Origin of the sequence: Marinobacter pelagius (assembly GCF_003315345.1) — a bacterium.
Taxonomy (GTDB): domain Bacteria; phylum Pseudomonadota; class Gammaproteobacteria; order Pseudomonadales; family Oleiphilaceae; genus Marinobacter; species Marinobacter pelagius_A.
Genome location: NZ_QNRO01000002.1, coordinates 313,007 through 339,382 on the forward strand (window position 1 = coordinate 313,007; position 26,376 = coordinate 339,382).

The following is a 26,376-nucleotide window of genomic DNA, read 5'->3' on the forward strand; positions in this document are numbered from 1 at the left end:
ACGTTATCCGCGGCCAGGCGGATTCGACGACATCCAGAATCAGAGAACGTTATGAATACCAAGCCGAAAGCCAGCAAAGCGCAGCTGGCGGAGCAGTTCCGGTCATTCATTGATCCGGAATACGTCATCACCGATGACGAAACCCTGAAACCCTACGAGTGCGATGGCCTCGCGATGTACCGCGAGATGCCCATGCTCGTGGTTCTGCCGGAGACCGTGGAACAGGTGCAACGTGTGATGCGCATCTGCCACGAAAACGACGTACCTGTGGTTGCCCGCGGTGCCGGAACCGGCCTTTGCGCCGGCGCCATGCCGCACAAGGAAGGGGTGGTGCTCTCGCTGGCCAAGTTCAACCGGATTATCAAGATCGATCCGCTCGGTCGAACGGCGAGGCTGCAGCCGGGTGTCCGTAACCTCGCCATCAGCGAAGAGGCGGCCCAATACGGCCTGTATTACGGCCCGGATCCCTCGTCCCAGATCGCCTGCACCATCGGCGGCAACGTGGCGGAGAACTCCGGGGGCGTTCACTGCCTCAAATACGGCCTGACCGTTCACAACATCCTGAGTGTCGAGATGGTGACCGCCGAGGGCGACCTGATCACCATCGGCAGTGACGGTCTGGATAGCTGTGGTATGGACCTGCTGGCGCTGATTACCGGGTCGGAAGGTCTGCTGGGTGTGGTGACCGAAGTGAAGGTCAAGCTGTTGCCCAAGCCAGAGGTGGCCCAGGTGATCATGGCCGGCTTCGACAGTGTGGAGAAGGGCGGCGATGCCGTCGGCGGCATCATTTCCCACGGCATCATCCCGGGGGGCCTGGAAATGATGGACAGCCACGCGATTGTCGCCGCGGACGACTTTGCCCAGGCCGGTTACCCGCGTGATGCCAAGGCGCTGCTGTTGTGCGAGGTGGATGGCACCGAAGAAGAGGTGCACGAACACATCGCCGAGGCCGAGGAAGTTTTCCGCAAGCTGGGGGCAACGTCGATCCGGACCTCCCAGAGCGAGGAGGAGCGTGCCCTGTTGTGGAAGGGCCGCAAGTCCGCCTTCCCGGCGGTCGGGCGTATTTCCCCGGATTATTACTGCATGGATGGCACCATTCCCCGTCGCCATCTCGCCCGTGTCCTGCTGGAAATGGACAAGATGTCCGACGAGTACGGCCTGCGCGTCGCGAACGTGTTCCACGCCGGAGACGGCAACCTGCACCCGCTGATCCTGTTCGATGCGAACGTACCGGGTGAATTCGAGACCACCGAGGCATTCGGTAGCAAGATCCTCGAATTGTGTGTGGAAGTGGGTGGCTGTATCACCGGTGAGCACGGTGTTGGCGTCGAGAAGATCCGCCAGATGGCGGTGCAGTTCAATGATGAAGAGCTGCAGCAGTTCCACGACGTCAAAGCCGCGTTTGATCCGACCGGCATCCTGAACCCGGGCAAGGGGGTTCCCACCCTCAAGTTCTGCCAGGAATACCGCTCCATCGAACACAAGCAACACAAGCACGAACAGACGGACGCCGCCCATGGCTGATATGACCCAACAGTTACAGGAGCAAGTTCTCCAGGCCCGCACCAACGGGCAGAAACTCAACATCGTCGGTGGCGGCACCAAGTCATTCATGGGTCGCTCTGCCGACTCCGAAGCCGGCACCCTCAGCCTGGCTGAACACACCGGCATCGTGGAATACCATCCGGTGGAACTGGTGCTCACCGTGCGCGCCGGTACACCGATCAGGGACATCGAGGCGGCGCTGGCCGAAGAGGGACAGTGCCTGCACTTCGAGCCGCCCCGGTTCGGTGATGCCTCCACCATCGGCGGCACCCTGGCGTGCAACCTGTCCGGGCCGGCCCGGCCCTGGTCCGGCTCGGTCCGGGACCAGGTACTGGGCATCCGTCTGCTGAACGGCAAGGGCGAGCACATGCGTTTTGGCGGCCAGGTCATGAAGAACGTGGCCGGTTACGACGTCTCCCGCCTGCAGGCCGGTGCCATGGGTACCCTCGGCGCCATCACGGAAATCAGCATGAAGGTGATGCCGAAGCCGGCTGCTACGGCGACGCTGGTGGAAGAGATGGCCCTGGAAGACGTCATCGACTACATGAACCGCCGGGCCGGTGAGCCCAAGCCCATCACCGGTGCCTGCTGGGTCGATGGCAAGGTGTACCTGCACCTGTCCGGTGCCCGGTCCGCCGTTGAGGCGACGGCCGAGAAATGGTCCGGAGACGTGATGGAAGGCGGTGATGACTTCTGGCAACAGGTGCGCGACATGCAGCACGAATTTTTCGCCGGCAACGAAGCGCCGCTCTGGCGTTTCTCGGTGGATTCCACCGCGCCCAACCCCAAGGTTGAAGGTAACTGGTTCATCGACTGGGCCGGCTCCCAGCGCTGGTTCCGTGGCGAGGCCACCCTCGGAGACCTGGAACCGCTGGCCAGGACCGCCGGTGGTCAGGTGAGTCTGTTCCGTGGTGGCGATCGCTCAGGCGAAGTCATGCACAGCCAACCCGAGGCGCTGAAAGCCATCCAGCGCCGTGTGAAGAACTCGTTCGACCCTGACGGCATCTTCAATCCCGGCCGTCTCTATAGCTGGTTGTAATTATGCAAACGAATCTGGTTCAACAATTTGCCAATACTCCCGAAGGACAGGAGGCCGAGTCCATCCTCAGGGCCTGCGTGCACTGTGGTTTCTGTACCGCCACCTGCCCGACCTACCAGGAACTGAACGACGAGCGTGACGGTCCCCGTGGCCGGATCTACCTGATGAAGATGTTCCTGGAAGGTGAGGAAATCACCGAGAAAACCCGCGATCATCTGGACCGCTGCCTGACCTGTCGCAGTTGCGAGACCACCTGTCCGTCCGGCGTTCAGTATGGCCGGCTGGTGGATATCAGCCGTGGTCTGATCGAGAAGGAAGTGCCCCGGGAACCGAAGGACAAATGGCTGCGCTGGGGCCTGGCGCGGGTGCTGCCGAACCGGCAGCTGTTCGGCCTGCTGCTGCGCATGGGGCAGGTGTTCCGCCCGGTGTTGCCGGAGAAACTGCGCACCAAGGTGCCGCCGCGCAAGAGCGCGAGCCCGTGGCCTGCGGCGAGTCATAACCGGGTTGTACTGGCCCTGGCCGGCTGTGTTCAGCCCTCGGCAACGCCCAATACCAACGCTGCTGCGGCCCGTGTTCTGGACAAGCTGGGTATCACCATGGTCGAAGCACCGGAAGCCGGCTGCTGCGGCGCGGTGAACTACCATCTGTCCGAGCATGAGAAAGGCCTGGAGCGGATGCGCCAGAACATCGACGCCTGGTGGCCCGCCATCGAGGCCGGCGCGGAGGCGATCGTCATGACCGCGTCCGGTTGTGGTGCCATGGTGCAGGACTACGGTCACCTGCTGAAGGATGATCCGGTCTATGCCGCCAAGGCCAAGAAAGTCAGCGAACTGTGCACTGATCTGGGCGCGTTCCTGCTCAAGCAGGACCTGGAAAAGCTCAAGCTCAACCAGAGCCCGGGCAAGGTGGCATTCCACTGCCCGTGCACCCTGCAGCACGCCATGAAGCAGAGCGGGGTGGTTGAGCAGGTCCTGATCAGGGCCGGCGTCGAACTGGCGCAGACCAGGGACAAGCATCTGTGCTGTGGCTCCGCCGGCACCTACTCGGTGCTGCAGCCCGAGCTGAGCCAGAAGCTGCTGGACAACAAGCTCAAGGCTCTGACCGTGGATAACCCGGACCGCATCGTGACCGCCAACATCGGCTGCCAGATGCACCTGGAGACCAAGTCCCCGGTGCAGGTGAATCACTGGATCGAGCTGCTCGACCAGTGATCACGAAGACGGGGTCAGAAGAAAGCTTTCTTCTGACCCCATTTTCACTCCTGGGGTCCCACCCCAGGGGTCTGATGAAGTCCTTCATCTGACCCCAAGTTCACCCCAGCCCCCAGGTGGACTACATCTCAGGGGTCTGATGAAGTCTTTCATCTGACCCCAAGTTCAAGTCAGCCACCAAGTGGGCTATAGTCTGGCACCGAGGTGAAAACGGGGTCAGATGAACGAGTTCATCAGACCCCTACTTCAAAAAAACCAACTTCACAGGACGTGAACCCATGCCAAGGATCAAGGCCACAGCCCTGCTTTGCCTGTTAGCCACCACCCCGGCCCATGCCGAAGTTTACCGCTGGACGGACGCCAACGGCGCCATCCATTTCTCCGACAAGCCACCCAGACGCCTGCCGCACCGGGAGCTCGAGCTCCGGAATCCGGTCACCGTCCCCATGTCCGAGAACCTCCGCCAATCCCGGAAAATCTCGGCCACCCGGGACGAGGTGCAGACCATGCTGTCCAGCTCGAATACACCACGCAAATCCCGGAGCACGCGCCAGAGCGAGGATAAACATGAGAAGGCGTGCGACAGCTACCGCAACAAGCTCGACCGAATCCAGTCCCGGCTACGGGCAGGTTACAAGAATGACCGCGGCAACAGCCTGCGGGAAAAACGGCGGCGCCTGAGCAAGGCTTACAGCCGGGAGTGCATCCTGCGTTAGGCTGCGCGCTTGAAGCTGGCCAGTGCCATGGCGGCGGTCACGAACAGACCGCCGAACACCCGGTTCATCTGCCGCTGCCGTTGCGGCGTGGTCATGAACCGGAACAGCTGGCTGGCCAGCAGGGCATAGCCCAGCATCACCAGGCAATCCACCAGGATCAGTGTGGTGCCCATGGTGATCAGCTGCGGGCCATGGGGCGCATCGGCGATCAGAAATTGCGGGAACAAAGCCACCAGGAATACCGTGGCCTTGGGGTTGGTCAGGTTTACCAGCGCGGCATTCCAGAACTGCCGGCGGTGACTGATGGCGCTCTGATCTTCCTCGACGGCTTCCATCACCGGTTCCCGCCATTTCTGGATACCCAGCCACACCAGGTAGGCCACGCCCACCCATTTGATGACGATCAGTGCGGTCGCGGAAGATGCGACAATGGCGCCAAGGCCCGCGCCCACCAGGACAATCTGCGCGCCATAGCCCAGCTGAAGCCCAAGAATGGCCGGCAGTGACCGTTTCACGCCGTAGCGCAGCCCATTGCTCATGGTGTTCACAGCGCCTGCCCCGGGGGAGACGCTGATCAGGATCGCTGCTACCAGAAAGGTCAGCCAGAGGGTGAGTGTCATTCCTTACGCTCTTGAATTCTCAGGGGGTGTTATAATAATGCCTGTTCGAATCCAGCCATTAACGAGGAGTAGCTGAAATGGCCAAAAAACGCGCCAAAGCGACCCGGCACAGTGCCGTGCAGCGGGAGCTGAGAACGCCAAAATACCAGATGCGGGTTGTCGAGGACAAAACCAAATACAAGCGCAACCGTGACAAGTCTGTGCGGATGGAGGATTTTCGCAAGGCCGCGTGATCGTGGTTTTACGAAAATCTTCCACTGCACAGAATTTCCATTCCCATGTCCGATTCCATCGAAACCGGCAATGCCTCCTCGCTCAAGGGAGAGAAGGGCATCGTCCGCATCCTCAAGGCCACCCGCTATTCCATGATGGGCCTGAGGACAGCCTTCCTGAATGAGGCCGCCTTCCGGCAACTGGTCCTGATCAACGTGATCTTGCAGCCGATCGCCTTGTCCCTCGATGTGAGCCGCGCGGAGCGGGCCATTCTGATGATTGTGCCGCTGCTGTCACTGGCCATCGAACTGCTCAACACCGCCGTCGAAAACGTTGTGGATCGGGTGTCCATGGAGCTACATCCGCTCTCCAAGAACGCGAAAGACATGGGCAGCGCGGCACAGTTCATCGGCCTGGTGATGATCGTTGTCGCCTGGCTGGTGATCCTGGTCTGATCCCCCGGCCGCGCTACTCCTTGAAATACACCACCTGATGACTGGTGGCCAGAAGCCGGCCATCCGCACTCCAGACTTCGGCGCTCTGGTCGAAGAAGCCGTTACCGAAATGCAGGCCCCGGGCATGACCCAGTACATGGGCAGTGTCCAGCTCGCGTAGCTGCTCCGCATCTGCGTGGAAGTAGGTGGTCAGTGCAACGGTACCGATCGGTACCAGTTTGGGGCGGCGAATGTAGATCCTCGGGAAGAACACGTCGCACAGGGCTGCCAGTGACAGATAGTCCAGCGGCCGGGGTGGTTCATCCCGCATCCATAGCAGGCTCTCCGAGGGATGGTTTTCACTCGGTTGACCGCCCAGGGCACCTTCGATGAACCGCATGTCGTAGCAGCGGGTCCACACCGGCGCGCCCTGGCGCATGGGTGTTTGCTTGACCTCTTCGGCCGGCGGCACCTCCGGGAAACTGGCATCGGTGGTACTCCAGGTGTCCCGCCCCCTGGCGGTCACGGCGGTGGCAAAGGCAACCACTTCCTCTCCCTGAACCAGCTCAGCGAACCAGTGCTGGCTGCTGCGGTTGGTCCGGATCGGTCTGGCCCGGGCCTCGAATTCGCCTTCGGCAATGGGAGCCGCGAAGTGCACGGTCAGGGAGATCGGCTCGCCCAGCAGCTCGTCATGGCTGAGCACGGCATTGAGCAGAGTCGCGCCGGTCACGCCGCCAAAAGGGCCCACCATGTTCTGGTAGGCAGGGCTGGTTTGCCCCGAGAAAACTCCGGTACTGACTAGCCGGAGGGACACCGCTTGATCAAACACATGCGACGGCGAATTCATGGTTACCTCGTTGTTTTTGGTTTTACGTAGCTTGCGAAGCGTCCAGTGTAACAAAAGCTTCATAAAGGGCTATGGTGTGGCTGCTACCCTGTACGCTCTGGTTACACAAGGAAAGTCGGGAGTCAGGCCTCAATGAGGATCATTGCTTTTTACAGCCCCAAGGGCGGTGTTGGCAAGACAGCGGCGGCCGTCAACATTGCTTATCTGGCGAGTCAGGATAACTGCCGCACCCTGTTATGGGATCTGGATCCCCAGGGCGCCTCCAGTTTCTACCTGGCAGGCGCGGAAACGGTTAAGGGGCGAAAGTTATCCAAGCTGCTCGAGGGCAAGGCGCCCATCGCCAAGTTCATCCACGACGACGTTTATCCCGGACTGGACTTCATCCCCGCCCACACCAGTTTTCGCAATTTTGACATCAAGCTGGAGCAGGAATCCGGCACTAATGTCCTTCGGGACATGCTCGCGCCTCTGTCTGAAGAGACCAGCCTGGTGATCCTGGATTGCCCGCCCACGCTTTCACGGTTGACCGAGCAGGTGCTGGAAGTGGCAGACCGGGTGTATGTGCCGGTGGTGCCCACCTGGCTGGCGGTGAACAGCTGGAACCAGTTGCAGCAGTTTGTGAAGGACAAGAAACTCGGCGCCCGCAAGTTGCGCCCCTTTTTCTCCATGGTCGATCGCCGGAAAAACCTGCACAAGGAAATTGTGGAGCAGGGCAGCGAGGTTCTGCCGAACAATATGGGCGTGGCCGTACCCTATGCCAGCGTGGTGGAGCGCATGGGCGAAGAGGGGCTGCCGCTGGAACGGTTGGCTCCCCATAGCCCGGCGGCTGAGGTTTACCGGCAGATATGGGCCGGAATCCGCCGTGATCTCTGGAAACGTAGACCCGGCTAAAGCCTGAATCACTCCCCGAAAGCGCCGTCCCTGGCGCAGTGGGTGGATGCGGCTGAAAAGATCAGGATTCCGGGAACGCGGTCCAGCCATCGAGCCAGCTGCCCGAAGCCACCGGGCTGATGGCTCCCACGAAATCAGCGGATTCATCAAAGAACTCGCTTTGTGGCGGGCGCGTCGCTTTCATTTGCCTCAGCGGTACCCTCGGCGTGAAATCCGGCTTGACCAGTGCCTTGGCGTTGGGGAACAGGGCGGGTTCAACCCGGGCCACATTGCTATTGGCTGGTTCTGCCATCCAGGCCTGTTCGTCAAAACCAAAATCATCGTCGTCCTGTTCCTGTTCAACCCGTCCAAGGTGTCCCAGATTCGCGAGGATATTGTTGGTAAAGCTCAGGAGTTGGCGGCTGGTCAGGGACAGGGCGTCATCACGGGTATCCAGGGCCTCGATGCCGTAGCTGTCGATCAGCATGTTATGGAAGTGCCCACCGGAACCTTCCCGGAGTACCATGGCCCGGTGCTGTTTCTGGGTATTGCCGCCACCGACCATGGTAACGTTGTAAAACACCGGTTCCGACCGGGGCGTGGCCTCATGGTTGCTGCCGTTGTTGTCGCCCTCAAAACCGTTGTCACCGGCATCCGGGTACTGCTGGATGACGGCAAACTGTACGTTGCCACGCCAGCCCCAGTCCCAGTCGACGCTGTCATCACCGGCGCCCGTGATCACGATGTTCTTCAGGTCCACTGTGCCTCCGAACATCTCGATGCCATCATCCAGTGCCCGGTGAACCTGAACGTTGCGGACAATCGTGTTGCTGCCGCAGCCGCCCAGGGTCAGTCCGTTCAGTTCATTGTCCTTGTAGACCTCATATCCGGCGAACTCGATGCGGGTATACTCGACAACTCCGCAGGAATGGCTGGCATTGCTGCCGCCAAACGATCCCCGGGTTTCGCCCTCGGGCAGACCTTCAATGGACGCTTGTGGTTCGTTGACCGGCGCCTTGCCCAGCAGAACCACGCCACCCCAGTCGCCCCGGGCGCGTTCACCCTCGGCTCTGGCACTGGTGAAGATGACCGGGCTGTCTGCCTTGCCCCGGGCGAACAGTTTGGCGCTGGGTGTCACCACCAGTGCGGAACCACCCTCACCCTCGATGATCGCGCCGGGCTCGATTGTGAGATGGGCGTTCTCAACGTAGATAGTCTTTTCCAGGATGTAGCGTTTGCCCGTTTTCCAAGTGGTGTCGATGACAATGTCCGAATCAATCCTTTCGGCACGGTTCTCGAAGGCGGTAAAGCCGGCTGCAACCCCGGCCACTGCCAGCACCGGCAGGGCAAACAGAGCGTTGCGCCTGAGCCATCCTTTGCCCGCTTTTTCTGGTTCCTGAGCGGAAGCCAGGCGGCTGGTGCTTTCCTTCACCATCAGTGGTTGGCCGTCATCATTGAGGGTGATTTCCCGGGCCAGGGCCTTGAGCTCAGCGTTCCCGGACTGCTCGACCCGCCTGAGCACATCGGCCCGATAGGCGGGCTCCCGCAGCAGGGTATTCAGGTGAACGAACTCGACACCGGGGCAGGCGCCTTTATCAATGCGCCGTTTCAGGCGCCAGAGTTTTTCAACCAGCAGGGAAGAATCTCCGGACATGAGTACTGCTCTCCTTTGAAATGAGAGCAAGAGAGTAGGGGATATCCGTGACAGGGATGTTAAACCTGTAGTGTGAGGGCGTGGCGGCCAAGCTGCTGGCACGGGGTGCCATTGTCATAATTCTGAAACGCGGTGCTGGCAAAGTAACGTTTAGAAAAGCTCGATCTGCATCGTTGAGTTTTCTTTTATCGTGTCATTTCGTGTAACCGGGGAGTTCTGCTTCCCGGTTTTTTTATGCCTGTTTCAATCCAGGGAAACGGTGCCCGGCCCTTCAGAAACAAACTGTCTTGAAACCATACGGTTTATCCCGGATTGGTCTTAGAAAAATGATCGGGGGCAGTATTTCTGTCATGTACCTGGGTTATATTGGAGCACGATTTAAATGTAACCGTTCGTAATCAGGGAGTGCCCCCATATGAGCGCGCGTCACCTTGAACTTTTCCCGCTTAACGATTCCCAGCTCACGATCCAGCCCCACGAAACGGAAACCGAAGCTCCAGATGACGACAGCAAGTCCACGTTCGATCTGTGCAAGGACGATGGCGAGGTGGTCGGCTACGTGAAGACCTGGGTCCACGATGATGGCTTTGCCGGCTTCGTCCACTTCGATCCTGAAGGCAATGTGGTGGACTGGCAGGTGTGCAGCAAGCCGGGAACGGACGCTTTGATCAACTAGGTCGTATTCCGGTTCTCCGGTGCTTTGCCGGTCTGGTCGTGTGTCGTTGCCTTAGTTGGAGTCATTCTTTCCTGTTCCGCTCCAAGGGCAGCGTGTAACGGGTACTGCGTCCACCGCCGGGAAGCCGGTCCAGGCAGCCTTTATCCAGCAGGTCTGCCAGATCACGGGTTGCAGTCGCTTTACTGGTCTTTGTCAGAGACTGGTATTTGCGGGCATTGATACCTTGTTCAAATTCCTCGCCAGCCGTGTCCAGCAGGCGATTCAGCACCTTGATCTGCCGCTCGTTCAATACCGTGGTGGAGTGGTGTTGCCAGAATCTTGCTTTAACCAGGACCCGGTCGACTCTGAGCAGCGCTTGCTGGAGAGCTTCTTCCAAAGTGTCGAGAAACCAGGAAAGCCACCTTGTGATATCCAGATCACTGCTCTGTGTTCGTTCCAGAATGTCATAGTACGAGTTTCGTCGAGCCATGATGGCGGCACTGAGCGCGTAAAAGCGCACAGACTTTCGCTCAGCCTGGGCCAGTGCGCGATCAGTCACTGCACGGGTAATGCGCCCATTGCCATCATCAAACGGGTGTAAGGTGATCAACCACAAATGCGCAATACCGGCACGGAGCACTGCGTCCAGATCCGAGGGTGGATCGTTGAACCACTCGATGAACGTATCCAGGGCCGCTTCCAGGCCAATACGGGGTGGCGCTTCGAAATGCACCTTTGGACGATCCAGACGGCCGGAGACCACCTGCATTGGTTGGTCTCCGCGTAACTCCCCGACACGAATTTTGAGAAAGGGGCCGGGGCCTTCGGGGAAGAGCATAGACTGCCATTGGCACAACTGGTTGAGCGTAATCGGCTGATCAGGCTCATGTGTTGCTTCGAGCAAAATCGCTACCAGTGATTCGGACTCCGGTGTTGTTCTGCCAGAGACCCCGGCTTGCTCCAGCCCAAGTTGTCGAGCAACCGAAGAGCGCACGGAGCCCGCATCCAGAAACTCTCCTTCTATCTCGCTTGTGCGAATGGCATTCTGGATCAGTGCATCCATCTCTACATCCAGATCTGCATGATCGGAAGCGGCTTCTGTCCGGCCCACCAGTCGCCCCTGCAACAGGCGCACAGCATCAAGTTTCGGTCGGAGGGTTGTTTCCTCCCATTCAAAGTGAGGCCAGTCGGGTCTTTCCCAGATATACATGAGGCGATTAGTCCATCTATTCAGATCATCTTTTGAGCCGATTATGTGGTTTTTTCGGCTCAATGGCCAGACTTTAGGCAGCCACTGGCCATGTTCCTTGGGTTTCCTGACCCAGCCGGCGCAAGGCATTTCCAGTTCGCCCTAAGTCGTGGTTCTCTGGCGAATAGTGTCGGAAAGAATCTTATCCTGAGCCCCGGTAAGACGTGATTGGTTGTTTTTTGTCTGCGTAGCTTGTAACGGTTGTCAAAAGTAACCCTCATGGTTAATATTAACGTTAACACGGCCCCAATCGGTGGATCTGCTCAGCAGTGAAGCTGCTGCGGGGTTTTTTATTGCCCGTTTTTCGCGAAGCACTCCCAGTCTCGCCACTCGCCTGCTACTCCAAAGGCACCCCAGCCAATTCCGAGCGTTTCATTTTCCGGAAACTCCTCAAGTAAATCAGAGAACCTTTGCCACCAGCTTGAAGAAGGGTTGATGGCGCTGAGAAGCTTTTGGCAGATGCACAGCAGCAGGAATGGCCGTGCGGGGATGTGTTCGTTTCCTGGCTCCCAGGCGTTGTCAAAATCCGGTACAACGCCTTCAGGCGGTTTTTTGGGCTGGTCTATGATGTTGCGGTTCCAGAGGCGGCTGTGATGGGCGCACACGTTTCTCAGGTAATTCAGACTACGTAGCCATGAGGCCAGAATTCGACCGTTCCCGACGCCGTATTTGCTGGCGATGGCATCCTGGTCGTCCAGGCGCATGCCATCATAGAGTTCTGACAAAGTGTTGAAATCCCAAACCTCACAGGCGATCCAGATGGGTAGAGGATGGCCGTATTTATTCTTGTTATGCTTGATGAAATCTTCTTTGGACCGGGCGATTTGAGTCGCCTGCTTTTTCATCCAGTCTACATGTCGGGGCAGGCCTGTCGTGCTGTCGGTATCTTTGGCGAAACCTTCGAAGAGCAAGTCGGGATTCAGATAGGCAAAGGGGTCGTACTTACCGAGGGTATGGGCAATATCGACCCGCAAGGCAACTTCAATGCGCTCTAGCGCATCCAGCACTAGCAGACGGAGCTTCTTGTCGAACACGTACAGGTGCACGGCAGCCTCAAACGAGGAGCCCGGCTTGAAGGTGTCCAGAACGGTGCTGGTTGCCTTTATTTTCTTCCCTTTTCGGATGCCCTTACCCACAGGGCAGAACAGGCCGGAGCGTTCCCGAAACGGGTACCAGTAGCCGCTCAGGCGGTAGTACCCGATGCGCTCCAGGTACTCAAGGGCCTTTGGTTCATCTGTGACGGCAAGGCCCCTGCTTTTGAGTTTTTGAAGCTGCTCCCTGTAGCTTAGCCATGGTTTTCGATACACGTGGGAATTCCTTTCCTCGTTAATTGAGTGCCTTCTCGACTACCGCCTTTGCGAGATGACAGCGGGTTTCGCTGGCCTGGTTCAGGCGCTCCTTGAGTTGGTCGCAGAGAGCCATGAGTTCATCGACTTTTTGGACTATGCGGTACTGCTCCGCCAGCGGCGGCAGAGGCACTGTGCAACTTCGAAGCTGGGTTTTGTTGATGGACGCTAGGTTGGTGGTCTGCTTGCTTGAGCTAGCGAAATAGTCCCTTGCAAATTGTGAGTTCAGGTATCGTTCTAGCCATCGCTCGTTCTGCTCTTTCAGGATTAATCTGGCCCTGAATACATGGTTCTGATGTGCCATGGGCTCGATGCGTCCATCCCAAATAGAGGTTCTGCCTACCTTGTCCCAGTCACCACCTTCGGTAATGAGTAGGTCACGTTCGCGGACGAGGTAACGTTCGACCTCATCTTCGGCTATCTCGATTTCTTTGATTTCTGAAAGATCGAGTGACGACCGCTGGACGTTTGCCACTCTGAGATACGGTAAGGTGCGTGTTTTCTTGCCCGTGACCTTCTTGCCTTTTGCTATTCCACCCTGGATGTCTGTGATGTCATCTAAGCGTGAAAGTGCCCATCCCGAGGGCAGTGAGAAAGGCTCCTCTAATTCGGAAATTGGTGGAAGTGGCTTGGCTTTTCTCTGTTTCGACGACTGCGATAAGTGGTCTTTTCCGGCTTGAATCCGATTCAACAGCTCAGTCGCTGGCTCATCCCCCGCATCCTGCTCCACCAATCGCCCCATCACCGCCAGTTGCAGGATGGTCTGCATGAGCTTGTCGATGCTCTGTTCGGTGGTGAACAGGGTGTCGAAGTGGGCGGCAAGGCGTGCCCAGTTGTCGGCCAGTTCGGTGGCGTTTTCGGATTGGGTGAGGGTGCCGAGCAGGGTGTCCACGAGGGTTTCGTGGGCTTCGAGCTGGTGGCTGGTTTGCTGCTCCAGTCGGTCGCAGAGGGCCATTAGTTCATCGACTTTCTGGACGATGCGGTGTTGTTCTTCGATTGGTGGGAACGGAATCAGGGCCTGGTTGGCCCGAACAATTGTGAGCGTGTGGACAGTGGTACCCATACTGTCCTCGTGGATGGATTGCTTCCAGAATGGAGAATGGCAAAAGTAATACAGAAACTGCGGGCATACTCCAAAAAAGTTTTTGAAGATTAGGACGCTGGCATCCTTAAAGTAAAACCTGTCATCCTGCTTAACGATGTAGGGGACCCCGATTGTCCCAACGCCCGTAAGCATGAGGTCGTTTGCTTCTGGAATGTGTCCATTTTCAGCGAGTTCGCTGAACAAGTCTTCTGATATAAAGAGTTCGTTATTTACATAGCCTTGCTGCGAAAGCTTTACAACTTCACGAGCGCGATAGAAGGGAATTCCTTTGTCTTGCCAGTCTCGTTGCCGCACTCGGCGACTTGATGCGATTAGGCCAATATCTCCAAGCCGCTCCCATGACCAGCTCTCAGGTATGGCGAATGGTTTGGTATCTACAGGTGAAATGCCCGGTCTATTCCGTGTGCCCGGCCCCTGACCAAGTGCTTCTCGCTCGATCTTTGCTCTCGCCAAAAATTCCCGGGCTGGCTCGTCGGTTAGCAATTGGTCGGTTAGCTTTCCTCTTAAAGCGAGCTCTAAGATAAACTCTCGTAGCTTCTTCACCCCAGTCAGCTCAACCTTGCCATTGCTTCCCCGGCCACTGCTGGACTTCTTCGTGACCGCCCCGGTCCACAAATCCAGATGTTCGGTAATCAGCTCCCGGGCACTCACGCCGCACCTCCGTCGGTGTTCTCGTCGCAGTTGTGAGAAAGCGCATCGGCCAGGATGTCCCGCAGCTGGTGGCGGATTTCCTGGATTTCGGTCTGTTGCTGTTCGTATTTGGCCAGCAGTTCGTCCGAGTCGTGGCTAACCTGTTCGCCTTCGTGGGGGTTCTTGATGTCCAGGTTGTAGTTGCGGGCCTTGATGTCGTCGATGGACACCTTCCAGGCCTGCTCAGTTTCCTCGCGGCTGGCAAAGCCGTCGGCCTCGGTGCCCCACCAGTCGATTTCGGTCTGGAACTCCGAGAACTTCATGGGCTTGGTCTTGCTGTAGCTCTTGTAGCCTTCCGGGTAGGGGTGTTCGTAGTACCAAACGGTTTCGGTGGGCTTGCCCTTGGTGAAGAACAGCAGGTTGGTCTTGATGCCGGTGTAGGGGTTAAACACGCCGTTGGGCAGGCGCACGATGGTGTGCAGGTTACACTCCTCCAGCAGCTTTTCCTTGAGCCGGGTTTTCGTGCCTTCGCCGAACAGGAAGCCGTCTGGCAGCACCACGGCCGCGCGGCCACCGTCCCGCAGCAGGTGGATGAAGAGGGTCATGAACAGGTCGGCGGTTTCCCGGGTGCGGAAGGCGCTGGGGAAGTTGGTTTCAATGCCGTCTTCTTCCATACCGCCGAAGGGCGGGTTGGCCACGATAACGTCTACCCGTTCTTTCGGGCCCCAGCTGATGAGCGGGCGGGCCAGGGTGTTATCGTGCTTGATTTGGTCCGGCACTTCGATGCCGTGCAGAATCAGGTTGGTGGTGGCCAGCAGGTGGGGAAGGGGCTTTTTCTCGACTCCGTGGATGCTCTTCTGCAGCGTTTGCTCGTCCTTCGGTGTGTCCACGTAGTTCCTACGTTTGTGCTCGATGGTGCAGGTGAGGAAGCCGCCGGTGCCGCAGGCCGGGTCCATCACTTTCTCGTCCAGCTTCGGGTCCACCCGGTTGACCATGAACTCGGTTACCGCCCGCGGGGTGTAGAACTCACCGGCGTTGCCGGCGCTTTGCAGGTCTTTGAGGATTTGCTCGTACATATCGCCCAGCTCGTGGCGCTCGGCGGATTTGTTGAAGTCGATTCCGTCCTGCAGCTTGTTGATGACCTGGCGTAGGAGCTGGCCGGACTTCATGTAGTTGTAGGCATCCTCGAACACGTTGCGGATGACCACGCCCCGGTAGTCGTCACCGGCCGGCTCCAGGTTCTGCAGGCCGGGGAACAGGGTGTTGTCGATGAAGTCCTTGAGTTCGTCGCCGGTCATACCTTCCGGGTTGGCGGCCCAGTTGCGCCAGCGGAGGTGTTCGGGAATCGGAGACTTGTAGTCGTCGTGAGTAATTGCCCACTCATCTTCCCGGTCGTCGAAAATTTTCAGGAACAGCATCCAGACCAGCTGGCCGATGCGCTGGGCGTCGCCGTCCACGCCTACGTCTTTGCGCATGATGTCCTGGATGGATTTGATGGTGGTGCTGATAGACATAGGTGGTCAGTTCCTGAATAAACGGAATGGAGATAATGGAAAATCAGATCAGGGTGTTTGCCGGTACAGCTCGTCTTCCAGATCTTTCACGGCTTCGGTGTAGCCCGGCTTGCCGCCAAAGGCATCCACCAGTTCCATCAGTGAACCGATCTGGCTGAATGGCGCAAGGGTGAGGATTTTAACATCTTCGATAGGTTCAATGCCGTCGTCGGTATACTTGTCCAGCAGGGCGTCGAGAACCTGTTTGCTGGCGCCCTCGTATTTGCTGAAGTAGTTCTGCTTACGTACCTGCTCGGCCCGCTCCTTGCGGCTCAAGGGCGGCTGGTCGTAGACAATGTGGCAGATGACATCGAAGGGGTCGGGCTCGGCGCCCAGTTTCTTGCTCACATCCTTGATGAGGTCGTCCCAGATGACGCCTTGCTCAGCCAATTCTTCGATGATGGCCTGTTTGCGCTCGGCCTGGTTCCAGTGCTTGAGGAACTCGGTGAGCGTGGCGTACTGCTCCTTCACTTTCTTGCGGGTGAAGTCCTTCAGGCTTTCGGTGATGAGCTTTCCGTCGGGGCCCAGATACTGAACGCGCTCGGCGATAACGGTCACTTCAACATTGTCCACCACGTAACGGGTTCTGCCGCCGCCTGTTCCGCTGCCTTCACCAGAGCCACCGGTGTCTCCGCCTTCCGGGTCGTCGGTTTCCCAGCCCGCGTCGGGATCTGCTTCATAGTCCTCGGGTTCCTCACCGCATTCGTGTTCAGGTTCCGGGGTCTCCGGCGCCTGTTCGTCGTCGGGGTTAACCGGGTCTCCCGCACCCGGTACATAGACCTTCACCGGGTCACCGTCGAAGGCCGGGTCTGCAAACAGTTCAGTGGCCTTTTTAAAGTCCAGAATGGTGAACCAGTGCTTGTTGTAATCGTCGTTGATGCGGGTGCCACGGCCGATTATCTGCTTGAACTCGGTCATGGACTGGATGCGCTGGTCCAGCACGATGAGCTTGCAGGTCTGGGCATCTACACCTGTAGTCATCAGTTTGCTGGTAGTGGCAATGACCGGGTAACGCTCTTCCGGGTTGATGAAGTTGTCCAGCTCGGCTTTGCCTTCCTGCTCATCGCCGGTAATGCGCATCACGTACTTGCGGCTCTCCTTCACCCGTTCCGGGTTCAGGTTCACCAGGGCCTGGCGCATCCGTTCGGCGTGGTCGATGTCTTCGCAGAACACGATGGTCTTCTGGTACGGGTCGGTTTGTTTCAGGAACTCCGTGACTTTCTCTGCGACCACTTCGGTGCGCTTTTCCAGAACCAGGGTGCGGTCGAAATCTTTCTGGTTATAGATTCTGTCATCTATGAGTTCGCCGTGCTTGTCGGTCTGGCCCTTGCTCGGGCGCCAGCCTTGGAGGTCCTTGTCCAGGTCGATTCGAACGACCTTGTAGGGCGCGAGGAAGCCGTCCTCGATGCCTTGCTTCAATGAATAGGTGTAGACCGGCTCACCGAAGTAATCGATGTTGGAGACTTCTTTGGTTTCCTTCGGGGTTGCTGTCAGGCCGATGTGGGTCGCAGCGGAGAAGTATTCCAGAATCCGGCGCCATGCCGAATCCACGGCGGCGCTGCCCCGGTGGCACTCGTCGATAACCACGAGGTCGAAGAAATCCGGGGAGAACTGTTTGTAGATGTTCTGCTCTTCCTCGCTGCCGGTGACGGCCTGGTACAGCGACAGGTAAATCTCGTAGGACGGGTCTACCGTTCGGTTGGTGACCTTGGTCATGGCCTGGCCGAAGGGCTTGAAGTCGTTGTTCTTGGTCTGGTCTACCAGAATGTTGCGGTCGGCCAGGAACAGGATGCGTTTCTTCTGTTTGGACTTCCACAGCCGCCAGATTATCTGGAAGGCGGTAAAGGTCTTGCCGGTGCCGGTGGCCATCACCAGCAGGATGCGGTTCTGCCCGCGGGCTACAGCCTCTACGGTGCGGTTGATGGCGACTGTCTGGTAATAGCGGGGTGTTCGGCCGCTACCGTCATCGTAGTAGGGCTGTTCGACTGTCTGCCGGGCGTTCTGGTGGATGCCTTTGTACTGGCAGTAAAGCTCCCAGAGGGTTTCTGGGGTGGGGAATTCATCTAGGCTGAGGGTGGACTCGGTTTTACCGAAAAGCCCGGTGCGGTCGTGGAACAGGAAGCCGTCGCCGTTGCTGCTGAACACGAAGGGGGCGTCCAGCGCGTCGCTGTAGGCCAATGCCTGCTGCATGCCATCGCCCAGACTGTGGTTGTTGTCTTTCGCTTCGATGATGGCAATGGGCATGTTCTTCTTGTAGCTGAGAACGTAATCTGCTCGGCGGCGTTTGCCACGGGTATGCAGCCTGCCACGCACGATGATGCGGCCAGCGGTGAACGAGACTTCCTCCCGCACCTGACTGTGCATGTCCCAGCCTGATTTCTGCAGGGCAGGGTTGATGTGCTTGGTGCAGATGTCCCGTTCTGTGAGCTTTTTCTTGTCCATTGGCTCGCCGCCGTTACTTCCTGTTTGCAACTATCTGGTTTTGCGTAGTTTTGTAGTCTCAGGGTAGCCCATAGGGACAGGTTTAAGAAGGTTTGCTTGGGGCGGTTTTGATGGCCTTATTAACAATAGTGCGGATATGCTCCAATTAGCTTAATTCAAACTAAGGCAATATTCGGAGATGCTTGGCGTGCCTATGCATGCCAAGGCTCGCTTGTAGTTTGGCTCCCGAATCCTGATTGAGGAAAAGCTCTTTCAAAGGGCTTTTAATTTCACAACGGTTTCGGCTCTCGTGCGAACCATTGATCGCCTCAGCGATTCAAATTCGCCGCCATGTTGGAAAGCCGATGCGCAAGGTTCCCCCTCGATGTATGTAACGCTGAGGTACTTTCGGGCATCCTGGGCATCAAATAGAAGTTGCCGACCATATCCGCAGGCTGGTGCTGTGAAGCCATGCTTTTCAGACAGCTTGTCCAGAGATAGACGACTGAGCTCCGCGGCGAAGAAATGTTCGAATGCGGGGCCGATGGGAGTGTTGATCTCGGAGGCGCCTTCAGGCAGCTCTGGGAGCTTAGCGGTTCCCAGAAAAACGATTATGAACTCTTGGTCAGGCTGGCTCTCATAGTCCGTAAACAGCCATGACGTGCCGTTGCTGTTTTCGGTGCTCTCCCGTTCAGTGAATCGAGTGTCGACAAGTACCAGGGTCTCTAAAGCCACGACGGCAATGCCATGATGCCCATCAGAGACAACAGTCAATTGATTGGCTGGACGGGTCGCGGAGCAACCAGAGATAACAATTGTCAGCAAGATAACGGCGGGTAGTATCTTCATACAGCTAACGTCCTGTTTGAAACCGCTTACGGCATAAAGTAATCAGCATTGGTTATGCCAAAAGTGGTCAGCCACCGAGTTTAGGTATCAATCAGCCGCTCCATTTCACCCAATACTAGCATACAAATGGGGACTCTCATGGCATTAACGTTCGAAAATACGACACCGAGAGCTGATGAAAAAAGGACGATCTATGTTGATGAAATACGGCCGAACTTCGGTACTGTTGACATAAAGATAGTACATGTCGCTGGTATAGCCGTTTCTACGGCCTTTGCTACCAGCTGGCCATTCTGAAGAGCCTTCCGGAACTATCTTCATCATGAAGCCTAAGTACAATTTGTGCGTCCTCAAAGACGGGAGAGTTTTGCGCATTTCTTGTTGGAAGATCTGAATCAATGGCAGTCACAATCATTTGTATTCCAAGCTCTGTATATTCCTGGATAACCTCTAGGAGATTTTCCTTTTTGCGATTGTCTAAAGACTCGAATATACCGTCATGATAAAGCCAACGCGGGAACTTGCCCCCTAAATGAACTCGAAGAATAGAAAGGTCAAACGCTACGCACAGCAACTTTTTGTATGTGTGTCCGAGATCTGCACTCGTTGAGTTGCCATCGTCGTCAAGGATCTCTGCTAAAAACTCAATATGTCCTTGCTGATTCACTGATACGCTTAACAAAGCTTTTCTTGATAAAACCTTTTCAACGATATCGCTGAAATGCTCTCTGACCTTTGAAAATTGGCTATTAGGATCACCGTTTATAGTGTCAACGTTATTCTCGATTTCTTCTTGGACTTCGGATAAATGGCTTTTAATATTTCGAAGCTCACTCCTTAGCTCCTGTAGCCGTTTCAAATTCTCTCGCTGCCTTTCTAAGGTTTCGATGTCAGCCTTGATTTTAATCAAATCTTTAGAAATCGATTTATATTTTTCAAATACATCAACCTCCTTAATAAACTTGAGGTTTTTTGACCGTTCACCGGCCAAGTTATCTATTTGAGCCTTTATCACGTCAAGCTCATCATTTATTTCCTTAAGGTCCTCTTCGAGGTACGACTTTCTTTCTTCCGTAATGGCTTCGTTAAACTCAATCAGTTGATCGAAGTCCTTCTTTATTTGGTCTTTAAAGAAGACGCCAGCTTCCTCAAATAATTTTTTTGCCTGTTCAGTATCGAAAAGTATAGAGTTATCTTTTATCGATTCCTCTATCTTAGATTTAGATTGGTTTAGATAATATCTTCTAGTAGTTAAATCTGCTAGTTCACGGTCGTAATCGGAGATTGTGATTTCGGCTAGCTTTGCATCTTCTTCGCGAAAATCGAATTGCGATAGCAGCGATTCTTTCTTTTCAGATTCACGAAGCTTCAGCTGTAGTAAGCCCTCAATCTTTCCGGAATCGAGATTTAATCCGCCCAGTTCGGTCTTAACAGTTTCAAGGGATCTCTCTGAATCATCGACTCTTTTTTCGGTTTCATATTGTTCGGTAATGAATGCAGATTCAAAACCTAAGATTTGTGCGAGAAATGGCTTCCAAGTTTCATGCTTACCTTTGAATTTTTGGAGTTGAAAAACATCTGTGTAATCATTCTGGGTTCTAAGTAAATACCCGGTGATCTGTCTGTAGCCCCACGGTGACAAGTCACGGAGACCTAGAGCGCTGTTCAAAATATTTCTTGCTCTATCGAACGTAACACCTGCGTGATCCCATTGGGAATCATCAAGTTGGGTGAAGTCTTTGTACTTTTCGTTATGATATTTAAAGGATATTTTGCTTGGCTTTGCTACCGAACGGCGGACTGTTAGGAATTTTTCTGAGGTGATCTGAATCTCTAAGAAAAAGACAAAACTTTCGAACATCGATAAGTGTTTGAACAAGAATTGTTTCTTGTTGCGTTGAGCAAGCAGAAGAAAGTCCAACAATCTTGCTAGTGTGGTTTTTCCGAGGTTATGTGTGTCTTTGTCTTTGTTCTCCGGCTTTCTTATCTCAGCGATTACAGCGTTTAAGCCATCTTTAAGAAAAATGGGGGCGAAAGTCTCGTCTTGATTGCTATAAACTTTAGTTAGCTTCATTGTGATCTATGTATTCAAAAGAATCGGTGTTTTGGTGGTAACGAACTTTCCCCATGAGAAAAAGAAAGCTGAGCGCTGGAATAAAAAGGTTCTCTCCGCCCGAGATTCGGCTTTTAGTCAGTTTTAAAAGGTCAGAGTATTCGATAATCCGGCCGTCCTTCAACGATTCTAATAAGAGCAGTGATGCGCTTACGACTGTGCTATCGGGGTGCGAATATTTGGTTGGTCTCAACATTCTTCATCCTCACCAATGTCACAATTCCAATACATGTAAAATAGCATAGCCCTCGTCAAGGATCTGTGCCTTCTAAGATCTGGGTCGCGTTCCACTAGCGCCCGAAAAATGTGATTCAATACCTCATCAAAATTTTGATGGTCCTTTCTCTTTGCAATGATGTTGCATTGAAACTCATCAACTGTTGACTCATACATTTTTACAAATTGTGAGTTTTGTGGCGCAGCCAGGAAAGAGTCAATTTTGGGCGTTTCCTTTAAAAAGCGGCTGCGCCAATATCGAGCTCCCTCAGTCGTAAAGTTATTGATTTTATTTTTTGTTTTATATTCGACCCGAGGGGTAGGGGGTTTGTCATCAATTGTTTTAAAGTTAGCCTTTTGTCCATCTAATGCTTGAATCACCTCAGCGAGATCATCTGGTGAGACTAGGAGTGGTGCGTCAATAGGATCAAGGTCAAGTTGATCAGGGATTTCTCGAAAATGTTTCAGCCATGACTCAAGCTGCTCTACGCCACATACTTTGATCTGGGGCTGTGGCAGATTGCAGACGCTGGATATATGGGAAACAATCTCGTTCTCGCCATTTCCTGTCAAACGTCTGTTAGCAATCAAAAGATAATTGTCTAAATCGCCTTTTGAGATTAAGTTCTGGATTCTGGGGATTTCTTTTTGAATAACGCAATTATCATTGTTTGTGCTAAAAAAATCGCTCTCGGTAAAGCTTTTGTTTAATCCAATTGTATGTTTTGCCTGGATTATAGTGGTCCCTTGCCACGGCGAGGTTTTGCTCGGATACATCTCGGCAGTGCCGACGAATTTTGCGTCACGCCCACCGTCGGGGCCCTTTGCAAATCCTTGTGTCGCTAACCCGAATAGACGCTGACAGATGGCAAGAACCAAGTCTTCAAATTGGCCATCACTGAGATCAGAGTATGCATATTTTGCCATTTTACGTCCGTGCCTTTTGGGTTGCTTCTCTGCCGGTATGCTTGCTGGTAAACGTATACCCTACGTCCACTGTTCGCAATTCTGAATGGCCTGAATTAAGAGCTGGTTGGCCCCCAATCGTAAGGTGCGTTCGCCTGAAGTGAATCGAGAGTTTTCGGCTTTACTCCGGTGTGTTGTTGGTCAGATTCGTATTGTGCCTTAGATTTCGTCTGGGTCGAAGCCAGCCGCAAGGGGGAGGGAGCTATGATCGGCTTCACTGTCAGATTAATGAATCTGCTTACATATTGCTTACAAAAGTAGAATCCAGAAACAACAAAGCCCGCACAAGGGCGGGCTTCGTCAGAATTCTTAATGGTGCCCGGAGGCGGAATCGAACCACCGACACGGGGATTTTCAATCCCCTGCTCTACCAACTGAGCTATCCGGGCGTGTTGCGGTACTGCGCTGCAACGGGGCGCTATTAAACCGGTTTAGGGTTGATGAGTCAAGGCCGGCAGGCAAAAATTTCTGAATCTTTTCAGGGTTGCTCAGGCCTTGACCAAACGCCGTTATTTCTCGGGTGGAACGTAGCCTTCGGCCTGGTCGAATGGCTCGTTATTGAAGAAGTGCTCCATCTGCGCCTGCAGGTATTTCCGGGTGTTCGGGTCCATCAGGCTCAGGTGCTTTTCGTTGATGAGCATGGTCTGCTGGGCCTGCCATTCTTCCCAGGCCTGTTTGGATATATTGTCGAAGATGTCCTGGCCCTTGGCGCCGGGCATGGGCGGGAAGTCGAGGCCTTCCATTTCTTGCTGGTACTTGCGACAGAATACGGTGCGGCTCATGTCGGCTCCTGTGTCGATGTGAAATCTGGCTGAATGATAACAGATCGTGCGGGGTGGCCGCCTCAGAGCAGGGCGGCCTGTTCCGGTTCGGTCAACAGCGAGCGGATTGGGGCAGGGAGGCCCAGGGCCAGGGCTTCGTACCGGTGCAGCCAGCGCTGTTGCGCGGTGTCGGCAACCTTCGTGCTGCCGGTGACGGGCAGTCGGGCGGGCTGGATGTGCAGGTGGTAATGGCTGAACGTGTGGCGGAAGCCGCTGATCAGTTCCGGATCGCCACAGCTCATCCCCAGCTGCTGTTCGCAGGCTTCGGAAAGCTCTTCCGGGCCGTAGGCAGGATCCAGTTCTGGCAGGCTCCAGAGGCCGCCCCAGATGCCGCTGGGTGGTCGCCGCTCCAGCAGGATACGGCCGTCGCTGTCTTCCAGGATGACCATCCAGGTGGTTTTTTCCGGTTTGGCTTTCTTTGGCTTCGAGCCGGGGTAAAGGCTTGTTTCGCCGAGCGCATAGGCCCGGCAGCCCGAGCTGACAGGGCAGCCTTCGCAGTCGGGCCGGGTGCGGGTGCATACTGTCGCGCCCAGATCCATGATGGCCTGGGTGTAGTCTCTGACGCGTTCGTCAGGCGTATGCTCCTCGGCATGTTCCCAGAGTCGGTTCAGCACAGCGGTCTGGCCGGGCCAGCCTGGGACGGCGTGGTAACGGGCCAGTACCCGTTTGACGTTGCCGTCCAGGATGGTGGCTCGCTTGCCGAAGGCCTGGGCAATAATGGCGGCGGCGGTGGAGCGGCCGATGCCGGTGAGCGATTCCAGCTGTTCCTGGTCCTTTGGAAACTCCCCGCCAAACTCCTCAACCACCTGTTTCGCCGCCTTGTGCAGGTTGCGGGCGCGGGCGTAGTAGCCGAGTCCGGACCAGTGGCTGAGCACATCATCCACCGGAGCATTAGCGAGATCATGCACGGTCGGGAACCGGGCCATGAAGGCCTCGAAGTAGGGGATGACGGTGGTCACCTGGGTCTGCTGGAGCATGATCTCCGAGACCCAGACCCGGTAGGCGTTTCGGTCATGGTGCCACGGCAGGTCATGCCTGCCGTGCTGGTCATACCAGGTGAGGAGCTTGTCGGCGAAACGGTCGGTCATTACTGGAACAGGCCCTTGAGCTTGTCGCCCAGCTCCTCCTCGATCTTTTCCTTCACCTTTTCTTCGGCTTCTTCCTTGGCCTTGTCGACTTCTTCTTTCACTTTGGCCTTGGCTGCGTTCTCCGCAATGGTCTTCAGGGTGTCCCGGAAGCGGGAGCCGTCAAAGGAGCATAGCCCGGCCGGGTCCTCGGAGAAGTTGCCACGGCATTCCACCGGGATAACCACATTCTCCACGTATTCGGTCACCCGGCAGGCCGGGTCCCGGTGCACTTCGCCCACGATGCGCAGGCCCGCCTCGTAATCCAGGGTGGTCTGCTTCATGTCGACGGTGCCCTGACCCTCCAGCTTCATGCCCGCGAGCGAGGCCACGAGGTTCTTGTTGGCCAGGGTGTTGCCATTGATGTCCAGGGTGCCGCTCATGTCGTTGAACGGAGTGGTGGTGCCCCAGTCGGTGGTGGTCAGCTGTTCCTGGTTGACCAGGGCGATGCCCTGGCATGCCATGCGCGTCATGTTCATGCGCCGGAACTCACCCTTGGCCAGGTTGAAACTGATCTGGCCGTCGGCGTTCTCACGCAGTGCGGAAATGCGATTGCCCGAGGTGGTGGCATTCACCTTCAGGTTGGCGCCACCGCCGAGCATGTCCACTTCCGCCAGATCGGTCAGCAGGGGCAGGGTCTGCACATTGGTCACGTTGGAGGCAAAGCTCCACTTCGGATTGTCGCTGCGGGCATCGATGGTGGCGTTGGCACCGAAGCTGCCTTCGTACATCTTGCCGCTGAAGTCGTCGACTTTGAGCACACCGTTTTTGGCGGTGGTGCTGGCCTTGATTTCATTGATGGTCAGGTTGCTGACGATCAGCTTGCCGAGACCGAAATCCACATCCAGCAGCAGTGTGCGCAGGGTTTCCAGTGGCAGCAGGTCGGATTCGGGGGCGGCACCGGATCCTGAGCCTCCGGCAGAGCCGGCCTCTGCAGTCTGCGGTTCCTCGCTGGCGGCAGCTTCCTCACCTTCGGCCTTGGGGGGCAGGTACCGGTCGGCATTGAGTTCGTCACCTTGCAGATTGAAGACAATGCCGCCGTCGGCAAGGGTGTAGCTGCCGGAGCCGTTGAACGTGGTGTCGTCGAGCTTGATAGTGAGGTTCTCCAGGGTTGCTGTGCCCGGGGAGCCGCCGATGTCGGTGGAGAAGGCGACTGCTTTGAGGACATCCGGATCGCTGGTTTCGATGGTCGGCTGGCCCAGGTTGCTGAGCAGCTCTTTCAGGGAGAACTCCTGGATGTCCAGGTTGCCCTTCAGGGCTGGTTTATCGCCGAAGCCTTGTACTTCAAGATCGGTGGACAGTGCCAGATTGGCCAGGCTGGCGGTGAAACCGGAAAGCGTGGCGGTCTCGTTTTCCAGATTGGCCCTGGCTGAACCGGCCAGCTCGGCAGTAACGGATTTGCCGCCGAACGGCTCGCCACTCATATCGAACACGGCCTTGAGGCCGGAGACGGCGAAGTCATTGAGAGCCTCGTTGGCGGCCAGTCGGGCATTGATGCTGCCATCAACCTTGAGCTGTGGTTTGGCGGTATCCACCTGAAAGCTGACTTCCAGCGGAAACTCGGAACCCAGGGTGATGTCACTGGCGTTGACGGCAAAGTTTTCGAGGGTGACCGCCTGGCCGGTGCTGTTGTCGGTGTAATGCACCCGGGCATTGCTGATCTGGACGTTTTCCACGTTGAAGTTGAGCGGCTCGCCGCCGGAGGCAGTCTGGGCTTCTTCTTGCGGCTGTTGTTCGGCTGGCTGCTCTTCCGACGCCTGTGTTCCATCCGCAGCCTGCGGGGACTCCCGCATGATCCGGGTCCAGTTGCCTTCGCCCTGTTCGTTGACTTCCAGGTTGGCTTCCAGCCCGTCCAGTACGAACGTGTTCACCCGGGGTGACATGGCAATGAGGGACCAGAAATCCACCTGTGCCACCAGCTGGTCGAGGGCTACGAAACGCTCTTCCTCGAGGTTGGCGCTCACGTTGTTGAGCTCGAGGCCCAGGGGAATGAAGGACCAGCCGATATCGCCTTCCAGTTGCAGATCCAGGTTGGTCTGCTGCTCCACGGCCTTTTCGATCTGCGGCTTGTAGTCGTTCGGATCGATGACCGCCATGGCGATCGCGATGGCCACTACTGCCAGAATGATGATGGCAACAATGGCAATCAGGAGGTAACGAACAGCTTTCATGATCAGGG

Annotated in this window: 23 protein-coding genes and 1 tRNA gene; 8 read left to right on the plus strand and 16 right to left on the minus strand. The window is 56.2% G+C overall.

The genetic code is table 11. The annotated features are described in order from the left end of the window. The first annotated feature begins 51 nt into the window (after positions 1-51). From DET50_RS03600 to DET50_RS03615, 4 genes are all read left to right on the plus strand, one after another. Positions 52-1,524, plus strand: coding sequence for an FAD-linked oxidase C-terminal domain-containing protein (locus DET50_RS03600; protein WP_113861503.1), 1,473 nt, complete (start codon positions 52-54; stop codon positions 1,522-1,524). After that, positions 1,517-2,584: a glycolate oxidase subunit GlcE gene (gene glcE, locus DET50_RS03605; protein WP_113861504.1), complete on the plus strand. Its 1,068-nt coding sequence runs from the start codon at positions 1,517-1,519 to the stop codon at positions 2,582-2,584. The genes DET50_RS03600 and glcE overlap by 8 nt, the downstream gene beginning before the upstream one ends. Before the next feature lie 2 nt (positions 2,585-2,586). Next, positions 2,587-3,795 carry a glycolate oxidase subunit GlcF gene (gene glcF, locus DET50_RS03610; protein WP_113861505.1) on the plus strand — a complete coding sequence of 403 codons (1,209 nt, stop codon included), beginning with the start codon at positions 2,587-2,589 and terminating at the stop codon, positions 3,793-3,795. A 278-nt stretch (positions 3,796-4,073) separates the two neighbouring features. Next, positions 4,074-4,511, plus strand: coding sequence for a DUF4124 domain-containing protein (locus DET50_RS03615; RefSeq protein ID WP_113861506.1), 438 nt, complete (start codon positions 4,074-4,076; stop codon positions 4,509-4,511). On the opposite strand, the gene rhtB is transcribed toward DET50_RS03615, so the two are convergent. Next, on the minus strand, positions 4,508-5,131 hold the full coding sequence (gene rhtB, locus DET50_RS03620) for a homoserine/homoserine lactone efflux protein (protein WP_113861507.1): 624 nt from the start codon (positions 5,129-5,131) through the stop codon (positions 4,508-4,510). The genes DET50_RS03615 and rhtB overlap by 4 nt on opposite strands. A gap of 77 nt (positions 5,132-5,208) precedes the next feature. Here rhtB and DET50_RS19395 point away from each other — a divergent pair, with 77 nt between their 5' ends. Both DET50_RS19395 and DET50_RS03625 read left to right on the plus strand, forming a co-directional pair. Then, positions 5,209-5,364, plus strand: coding sequence for a hypothetical protein (locus DET50_RS19395; RefSeq protein ID WP_181799919.1), 156 nt, complete (start codon positions 5,209-5,211; stop codon positions 5,362-5,364). Positions 5,365-5,409: 45 nt separating this feature from the next. Further along, a complete protein-coding gene (locus DET50_RS03625) occupies positions 5,410-5,799 on the plus strand; it encodes a diacylglycerol kinase (protein WP_113861508.1) in 390 nt (129 codons plus the stop codon). Positions 5,800-5,812: 13 nt separating this feature from the next. Here DET50_RS03625 and DET50_RS03630 read toward each other — a convergent pair whose 3' ends face one another. Beyond that, positions 5,813-6,625, minus strand: a complete 813-nt coding sequence (locus DET50_RS03630; protein WP_113861509.1) for an acyl-CoA thioesterase — start codon at positions 6,623-6,625, stop codon at positions 5,813-5,815. A gap of 132 nt (positions 6,626-6,757) precedes the next feature. Between DET50_RS03630 and DET50_RS03635 the strand changes: the two genes are divergently transcribed. Further along, positions 6,758-7,516, plus strand: a complete 759-nt coding sequence (locus DET50_RS03635) for a ParA family protein (protein WP_113861510.1) — start codon at positions 6,758-6,760, stop codon at positions 7,514-7,516. 61 nt (positions 7,517-7,577) lie between these two features. On the opposite strand, the gene DET50_RS03640 is transcribed toward DET50_RS03635, so the two are convergent. After that, positions 7,578-9,149 carry a hypothetical protein gene (locus tag DET50_RS03640; RefSeq protein WP_113861511.1) on the minus strand — a complete coding sequence of 524 codons (1,572 nt, stop codon included), beginning with the start codon at positions 9,147-9,149 and terminating at the stop codon, positions 7,578-7,580. A 415-nt stretch (positions 9,150-9,564) separates the two neighbouring features. Here DET50_RS03640 and DET50_RS03645 point away from each other — a divergent pair, with 415 nt between their 5' ends. Beyond that, positions 9,565-9,825, plus strand: coding sequence for a hypothetical protein (locus DET50_RS03645; protein WP_113861512.1), 261 nt, complete (start codon positions 9,565-9,567; stop codon positions 9,823-9,825). 61 nt (positions 9,826-9,886) lie between these two features. On the opposite strand, the gene DET50_RS03650 is transcribed toward DET50_RS03645, so the two are convergent. The 13 genes from DET50_RS03650 to DET50_RS03710 form a co-directional block, all read right to left on the minus strand. After that, positions 9,887-11,014 carry a Fic family protein gene (locus tag DET50_RS03650; protein ID WP_113861513.1) on the minus strand — a complete coding sequence of 376 codons (1,128 nt, stop codon included), beginning with the start codon at positions 11,012-11,014 and terminating at the stop codon, positions 9,887-9,889. A 329-nt stretch (positions 11,015-11,343) separates the two neighbouring features. Continuing rightward, a complete protein-coding gene (locus DET50_RS03655) occupies positions 11,344-12,360 on the minus strand; it encodes an Abi family protein (protein ID WP_113861514.1) in 1,017 nt (338 codons plus the stop codon). Positions 12,361-12,379: 19 nt separating this feature from the next. Continuing rightward, positions 12,380-14,155, minus strand: a complete 1,776-nt coding sequence (locus DET50_RS03660) for a restriction endonuclease subunit S (RefSeq protein WP_113861515.1) — start codon at positions 14,153-14,155, stop codon at positions 12,380-12,382. Continuing rightward, positions 14,152-15,648 (minus strand): type I restriction-modification system subunit M, encoded by a 1,497-nt coding sequence (locus DET50_RS03665; protein WP_113861516.1) that lies wholly within the window; start codon positions 15,646-15,648, stop codon positions 14,152-14,154. Before DET50_RS03665 ends, DET50_RS03660 begins: the two co-directional genes overlap by 4 nt. Before the next feature lie 48 nt (positions 15,649-15,696). After that, a complete protein-coding gene (gene hsdR / locus DET50_RS03670; RefSeq protein ID WP_113861517.1) occupies positions 15,697-18,129 on the minus strand; it encodes an EcoAI/FtnUII family type I restriction enzme subunit R in 2,433 nt (810 codons plus the stop codon). A gap of 252 nt (positions 18,130-18,381) precedes the next feature. After that, on the minus strand, positions 18,382-18,957 hold the full coding sequence (locus tag DET50_RS03675) for a hypothetical protein (RefSeq protein ID WP_113861518.1): 576 nt from the start codon (positions 18,955-18,957) through the stop codon (positions 18,382-18,384). Positions 18,958-19,234: 277 nt separating this feature from the next. Beyond that, complete coding sequence (locus tag DET50_RS03680) at positions 19,235-21,031, minus strand: DUF2326 domain-containing protein (RefSeq protein ID WP_113861519.1); 1,797 nt, start codon at positions 21,029-21,031, stop codon at positions 19,235-19,237. Next, the gene (locus DET50_RS19705) at positions 21,018-21,266 is read right to left on the minus strand and encodes an ABC-three component system middle component 8 (RefSeq protein ID WP_113861520.1); all 249 of its coding nucleotides are present in this window, start codon (positions 21,264-21,266) and stop codon (positions 21,018-21,020) included. Before DET50_RS19705 ends, DET50_RS03680 begins: the two co-directional genes overlap by 14 nt. After that, positions 21,260-22,213, minus strand: a complete 954-nt coding sequence (locus DET50_RS03690; RefSeq protein WP_113861521.1) for an ABC-three component system protein — start codon at positions 22,211-22,213, stop codon at positions 21,260-21,262. The genes DET50_RS19705 and DET50_RS03690 overlap by 7 nt, the downstream gene beginning before the upstream one ends. Positions 22,214-22,565: 352 nt before the next feature. Then, positions 22,566-22,641: transfer RNA gene (locus DET50_RS03695), tRNA-Phe, on the minus strand. A 120-nt stretch (positions 22,642-22,761) separates the two neighbouring features. Continuing rightward, a complete protein-coding gene (locus tag DET50_RS03700; protein ID WP_113861522.1) occupies positions 22,762-23,034 on the minus strand; it encodes an oxidative damage protection protein in 273 nt (90 codons plus the stop codon). Positions 23,035-23,096: 62 nt separating this feature from the next. Further along, a complete protein-coding gene (gene mutY, locus DET50_RS03705) occupies positions 23,097-24,161 on the minus strand; it encodes an A/G-specific adenine glycosylase (protein WP_113861523.1) in 1,065 nt (354 codons plus the stop codon). After that, positions 24,161-26,368, minus strand: a complete 2,208-nt coding sequence (locus DET50_RS03710) for an AsmA family protein (protein ID WP_113861524.1) — start codon at positions 26,366-26,368, stop codon at positions 24,161-24,163. The genes mutY and DET50_RS03710 overlap by 1 nt, the downstream gene beginning before the upstream one ends. Between the last annotated feature and the right edge of the window lie 8 nt (positions 26,369-26,376).

What these genes read in the sequence shown, in the direction of transcription:
- DET50_RS03640 (WP_113861511.1), bottom strand. Translation starts at nt 9,149, where the DNA reads ATGTCCGGAGATTCTTCCCTGCTGGTTGAAAAACTCTGGCGCCTGAAA.
- DET50_RS19395 (WP_181799919.1), top strand. Translation starts at nt 5,209, where the DNA reads ATGGCCAAAAAACGCGCCAAAGCGACCCGGCACAGTGCCGTGCAGCGG.
- DET50_RS03690 (WP_113861521.1), bottom strand. Translation starts at nt 22,213, where the DNA reads ATGGCAAAATATGCATACTCTGATCTCAGTGATGGCCAATTTGAAGAC.
- rhtB (WP_113861507.1), bottom strand. Translation starts at nt 5,131, where the DNA reads ATGACACTCACCCTCTGGCTGACCTTTCTGGTAGCAGCGATCCTGATC.
- DET50_RS03615 (WP_113861506.1), top strand. Translation starts at nt 4,074, where the DNA reads ATGCCAAGGATCAAGGCCACAGCCCTGCTTTGCCTGTTAGCCACCACC.
- DET50_RS03600 (WP_113861503.1), top strand. Translation starts at nt 52, where the DNA reads ATGAATACCAAGCCGAAAGCCAGCAAAGCGCAGCTGGCGGAGCAGTTC.
- DET50_RS03630 (WP_113861509.1), bottom strand. Translation starts at nt 6,625, where the DNA reads ATGAATTCGCCGTCGCATGTGTTTGATCAAGCGGTGTCCCTCCGGCTA.
- DET50_RS19705 (WP_113861520.1), bottom strand. Translation starts at nt 21,266, where the DNA reads ATGTTGAGACCAACCAAATATTCGCACCCCGATAGCACAGTCGTAAGC.
- DET50_RS03635 (WP_113861510.1), top strand. Translation starts at nt 6,758, where the DNA reads ATGAGGATCATTGCTTTTTACAGCCCCAAGGGCGGTGTTGGCAAGACA.
- DET50_RS03645 (WP_113861512.1), top strand. Translation starts at nt 9,565, where the DNA reads ATGAGCGCGCGTCACCTTGAACTTTTCCCGCTTAACGATTCCCAGCTC.
- DET50_RS03650 (WP_113861513.1), bottom strand. Translation starts at nt 11,014, where the DNA reads ATGTATATCTGGGAAAGACCCGACTGGCCTCACTTTGAATGGGAGGAA.
- DET50_RS03625 (WP_113861508.1), top strand. Translation starts at nt 5,410, where the DNA reads ATGTCCGATTCCATCGAAACCGGCAATGCCTCCTCGCTCAAGGGAGAG.
- glcF (WP_113861505.1), top strand. Translation starts at nt 2,587, where the DNA reads ATGCAAACGAATCTGGTTCAACAATTTGCCAATACTCCCGAAGGACAG.
- DET50_RS03665 (WP_113861516.1), bottom strand. Translation starts at nt 15,648, where the DNA reads ATGTCTATCAGCACCACCATCAAATCCATCCAGGACATCATGCGCAAA.
- DET50_RS03710 (WP_113861524.1), bottom strand. Translation starts at nt 26,368, where the DNA reads ATGAAAGCTGTTCGTTACCTCCTGATTGCCATTGTTGCCATCATCATT.
- DET50_RS03675 (WP_113861518.1), bottom strand. Translation starts at nt 18,957, where the DNA reads ATGAAGATACTACCCGCCGTTATCTTGCTGACAATTGTTATCTCTGGT.
- glcE (WP_113861504.1), top strand. Translation starts at nt 1,517, where the DNA reads ATGGCTGATATGACCCAACAGTTACAGGAGCAAGTTCTCCAGGCCCGC.
- hsdR (WP_113861517.1), bottom strand. Translation starts at nt 18,129, where the DNA reads ATGGACAAGAAAAAGCTCACAGAACGGGACATCTGCACCAAGCACATC.
- mutY (WP_113861523.1), bottom strand. Translation starts at nt 24,161, where the DNA reads ATGACCGACCGTTTCGCCGACAAGCTCCTCACCTGGTATGACCAGCAC.
- DET50_RS03680 (WP_113861519.1), bottom strand. Translation starts at nt 21,031, where the DNA reads ATGAAGCTAACTAAAGTTTATAGCAATCAAGACGAGACTTTCGCCCCC.
- DET50_RS03700 (WP_113861522.1), bottom strand. Translation starts at nt 23,034, where the DNA reads ATGAGCCGCACCGTATTCTGTCGCAAGTACCAGCAAGAAATGGAAGGC.